The sequence below is a fragment of the Microcella sp. genome (assembly GCF_033763155.1).
Classification (GTDB): Bacteria; Actinomycetota; Actinomycetes; order Actinomycetales; family Microbacteriaceae; genus Microcella.
In genome coordinates this window covers 1-3,720 of sequence record NZ_JANRKZ010000139.1, presented here as the reverse complement: position 1 = coordinate 3,720, position 3,720 = coordinate 1, and the positions used below count along the sequence as shown (strand labels likewise).

The 3,720-nt window shown below is 71.1% G+C and carries 4 protein-coding genes; all 4 read right to left on the bottom strand.

The genetic code is table 11. The features are described from left to right. Window positions 1–182: 182 nt before the first annotated feature. Window positions 183–1,748, bottom strand: coding sequence for a DNA polymerase Y family protein (locus SFU54_RS05825; RefSeq protein WP_319015350.1), 1,566 nt, complete (start codon window positions 1,746–1,748; stop codon window positions 183–185). Beyond that, the gene (locus SFU54_RS05820) at window positions 1,748–2,476 is read right to left on the bottom strand and encodes a hypothetical protein (RefSeq protein ID WP_319015349.1); all 729 of its coding nucleotides are present in this window, start codon (window positions 2,474–2,476) and stop codon (window positions 1,748–1,750) included. Before SFU54_RS05820 ends, SFU54_RS05825 begins: the two co-directional genes overlap by 1 nt. Window positions 2,477–2,548: 72 nt before the next feature. Further along, entirely contained in the window at window positions 2,549–3,373 is an 825-nt protein-coding gene (locus SFU54_RS05815) for a hypothetical protein (RefSeq protein WP_319015348.1), read from the bottom strand. A 9-nt stretch (window positions 3,374–3,382) separates the two neighbouring features. Next, a partial coding sequence (locus tag SFU54_RS05810) for a hypothetical protein (RefSeq protein WP_319015347.1) occupies window positions 3,383–3,720 on the bottom strand: 338 nt, incomplete at its 5' end.

Here is a 3,720-nt window from a genome sequence, read left to right as displayed (position 1 = left end):
ATACCCGCAGCCCGGTAGGGCGCGCGCTTCTGCGACCACGCGGGGGAGTCGCCCGCATCACCGCCGAGCGGCGGACTCGAGCCGGGCCGCTTGCCCTCGCGCAGGTTGCGCTCGAACTCGCTCCACGGAATCGGCGGGTTGTGCCAGCCGGCCATCAGCGCAGCCCCGCAGTCACGAAGGGCTCAGTCATAGCGCGCCTCGGCCCACCAACTGGTGCCCTCGAGTACGAGTAACCAGGCAACGCCCGCCGCGTCGACCACTTGCAGTCGGTGCAGTCGCCGCCGACGGATGCTCCACCACTGCTCATCGAGCGGCCACGGCCCCGCCCACGAGGTCACGGGCCGAGTTGTTCCGCCCGCGGCGGGAGCAAACCCGGCGGGGGCCGCGGAGAGCCGCATCCGGTCATCAATGCCGACGGCGGCACCCTGAGCGTCGACGACCGTCACTGCATGCCGTGAGGGGAATACGGTCGCGGGCGCGGGCTGCGGCAAGGCACCAGGCCAGGGTCGTTCGACGGGTCGCGTGATGACGGCACGGTCGCCCCAGGGCACGAGCACCGAGCGTTCGGCGAGGGTGCGGCCGCCCGCGCGGTGGGCGGTGAGCACGGCGTCGTGCCCGAGCAGACTCTGCACGCGCGAGAGGGCGTGGTGCACGCGCTCATCGGGAGGGCCACCCCACAGCCCGGGCTCGTGGTGGGCGAGGTCATCAACGCTCTCGGGCACGATGCGCACGCGCGTGATGGCCGAGCGTAGCCCCGGCCCACGATCGGCATCGGCGCGAGCGCCCGCCGTGCGCGTCTCTCCGCTGAGTTGCCAGCGAACCCGGTCGACGATCTCGCTCGCACGAAACGACCGCGGGTGCAGCCAAGCACGCTCGGTCTCGGTGCCGTGCTCGTCGCGAAACCCGATGCGAATGGCCGTCGCCACGAGCAGCCGGCTCGTGAGGGCCTCGACGAGTTCGTCGGCGAGTTGCCGCACGGCGAAGGCGAGCTGGTCGACGCGGTCGAGCGGTGGCTCCAGCTCGAGCACGCGTTCGAGGTCGGGCGGGGGAGTGCGCGGCACGAGCGGAGTGGCGTCGGCAGCCCCCGCGAGCGCGTGCCGATGGGCGCCGGCAGCGCCGAAGCGGTCGCGCACGGCCTCGGCGGGCAGCGCGGCAAAGTCGCCGAGCGTGCGCACGCCGAGCCGCCCGAGCAGCGTGGCGAGGTCGGGGTCGCCGAGCGTCGTCACCGAGAACGGAGCAAGAAAGGGGCCGGATGCTCCGCTCGGCACAATCTGCACCGACTGATCGGCAGCCACCGTGCGCGCCGCGAGTTCAGCTGCGAACGGCCCGTCGGCAATGCCGATGCGCGTGTCGACCACATCGTCGGCGCGCACCGCCCCGCGCAGGGCGAGCGCGGCGGCTTTCTCGCCCCCGTAGTACCGCGCGGGCCCGCGCGCCGCGAGCGCCAGCAGCCCCGGCCGCACGACCTGCACGCCCGCCACAAGCCCTTCGACGATGTCGATGATCGGCGCGAACAGCCGATGGTCGCGGCCCTCATCGAACGGCACGACAACGAGCGAGGTGCACAGCGACTGCGCCTCACGCCGCCGCTGACCCGCCCGCACGCCCTCTGCACGGGCCGCGGGGGAGCACGCCATCACCCTGTTTGCCGCCATGACGGCGATGGGCGCCCCCGCGGCCGCGAGCCCTTCGCGCACGGCCGCGATGACGGGCCAGTCGGGCACCCACAGCACGAGCGTGCGCTGCATCAGCCGACCCGTCTCAAAGCAGTGACGGCAGCATCGCGATCGAGACGACGGATGCCCAGCTCGGCATCGGGCATCATCACCCGCCCGCTGCGGGGCCGGCCACCGCGCTTCGAGCTCACAGTGATCGTCACTTCGCGCTCGCTCAAGTAGCCGTGGCCGTCGCCGAGGCCCGACCAGCGACTCTCGGTCAGGCTGATCATGGCCTCGGCCTGGGGCCACGGCCCGAGCACGAGCAGGGTCGACCCGCGTTCGCGCAGCCGCCCGGCGAGCTTGGAGATGGCGCCATCGCTCGCCGCTCGCCCGGGCCGCACGACGACGATGCCGAGCGCATCCGCAATCGCTGCCGTGACCGTGAGCCACGCATCGCCCGGGTGCGGCACCAGCACGAGGCGGTCGAGGTCGATGCCCATGGCCTCGGCGGCCTCAACGCCGAACTCGGGCATGCCGACAACGCCGCACCACGAGCCCGCCTGCGAGGGCCCGGCGAGTAGCGCCATGACGAGGGCGCTCGAGGGGCTCAGTGCGTAAGTCGCGCCCTCACGCAGCCCGCCGTCGGGCAGCAGGTCAGCGAGTGCTTCGTGCGTGGGCATGAGCCGCGAGTCGAGCCGGGTACGCTGCAGCGCGTCGATGCGGGCCTGGAGCGCCTGCACGGTGTCAACCGCCTCGATGCGCGCGCTGCGGGAGTCAACCCGAGGGTCGACGGGGGCAGAGAGCGCAAGGGCGGGCATCTCTCCATGATCGAACATACGTTCGAATATGGCAACTTGCACCGACATTCGCTCGGCGTGTCGCGAATACTCTCAGGCGAGCTCGGCAACCCGTCGGCGCAGAAACGCAGCCCCCGCGGCATCGTGAATCAGGTCGCCCTCGACCACGACGTCGTAGGGGCGCTCGAGCATGCCGTCTCCGGGCCGCACATCGACGTGCGCCACGGGGATGCCCCGCGCATGCACCGCGTCGGCCATCAAGTAGTCCGAGCGCGAGTCGCCCATCGACCACCAGCGCTCGGCCGTGACACCGCGTGCCGCAAACCAGTCGAGAGCGCGGTGAGCTCCGAGATCTTTGTCGAGCAGCACCGCTTCGACGTCGATCGAAATGATCGTGGGATCAATGCGAAACGCGGGGCCGACGGAGAGTTCGGTCATGAGGCGCGCGATCTCATCGACGCAACGCTTCTGCGCCTCGGCGAACACGGGCGAGGGCACGTCGATGTGCTGCTCGAGCGAGATCATGACGTGCTTGCCCTCATCGACAAACATCGTGTCGGCGTAGTGCTCGCGCGCGAGGGACTCGACGGCGACGCGCAGAGCCTCCGGCACGGCGACCTGCGCGTCGATCTCGAGCTCGCCGAGCCCCTGCGGGGTCACGGGCGCCCAGGCGCCGCCCTTCTCGAAGACGCCGAAGACGTGACTGTGAGCATCCAGCCCCCCGGCCACGAGGGGTGCGACGACGTGCTCGCGCATGAAGTCATCGCTGCGCCCGGTGATGAACGCGATCGGAATGCCCGCCGCGGCCATCGTGAGCAGGTCACTCACAATCGAGTCAATCGCGATGCGACGCTCGATCGGGCTCGCGATGGGGCCGTCAACGTCGAGCAGCAGGCCGAACGGGGCAGGGGTGGTCATGATGCTCCTCTAGAAGACGCGATCAGTGTCGACGCCGCAGTGCCGCAACACCTCGGCCGAAAAACTCGCGGTGCCGATGGCGAGCACCGTGGGCGCGCTCCGCAACAGCGCGGGCAATTCATGAGCGGTCGCCCACTCGCCGGGCCACTCGTCGCGCTCGGGATAGTGCAAGTGCACGCGCTCAAGCGCGACGAACACGACGCGCCCGCTCAACCCCGCCGCCACGGCACGAAACCCCGCGAGGTCTTTCTCGCGCGGCACCGAGACAAGCGTGAGGGCGGGGGAGGCGCCGGTGACGCGCTCGACGTGCGCGAGGGCGTTCTCGAAGCCGTCGCGGCTGACCGCCG

Bases quoted from the DNA above. Each gene is read 5' to 3' on its own strand.
- SFU54_RS05815 (WP_319015348.1), bottom strand. From the start codon at position 3,373: ATGACCACCCCTGCCCCGTTCGGCCTGCTGCTCGACGTTGACGGCCCC.
- SFU54_RS05820 (WP_319015349.1), bottom strand. From the start codon at position 2,476: ATGCCCGCCCTTGCGCTCTCTGCCCCCGTCGACCCTCGGGTTGACTCC.
- SFU54_RS05825 (WP_319015350.1), bottom strand. From the start codon at position 1,748: ATGCAGCGCACGCTCGTGCTGTGGGTGCCCGACTGGCCCGTCATCGCG.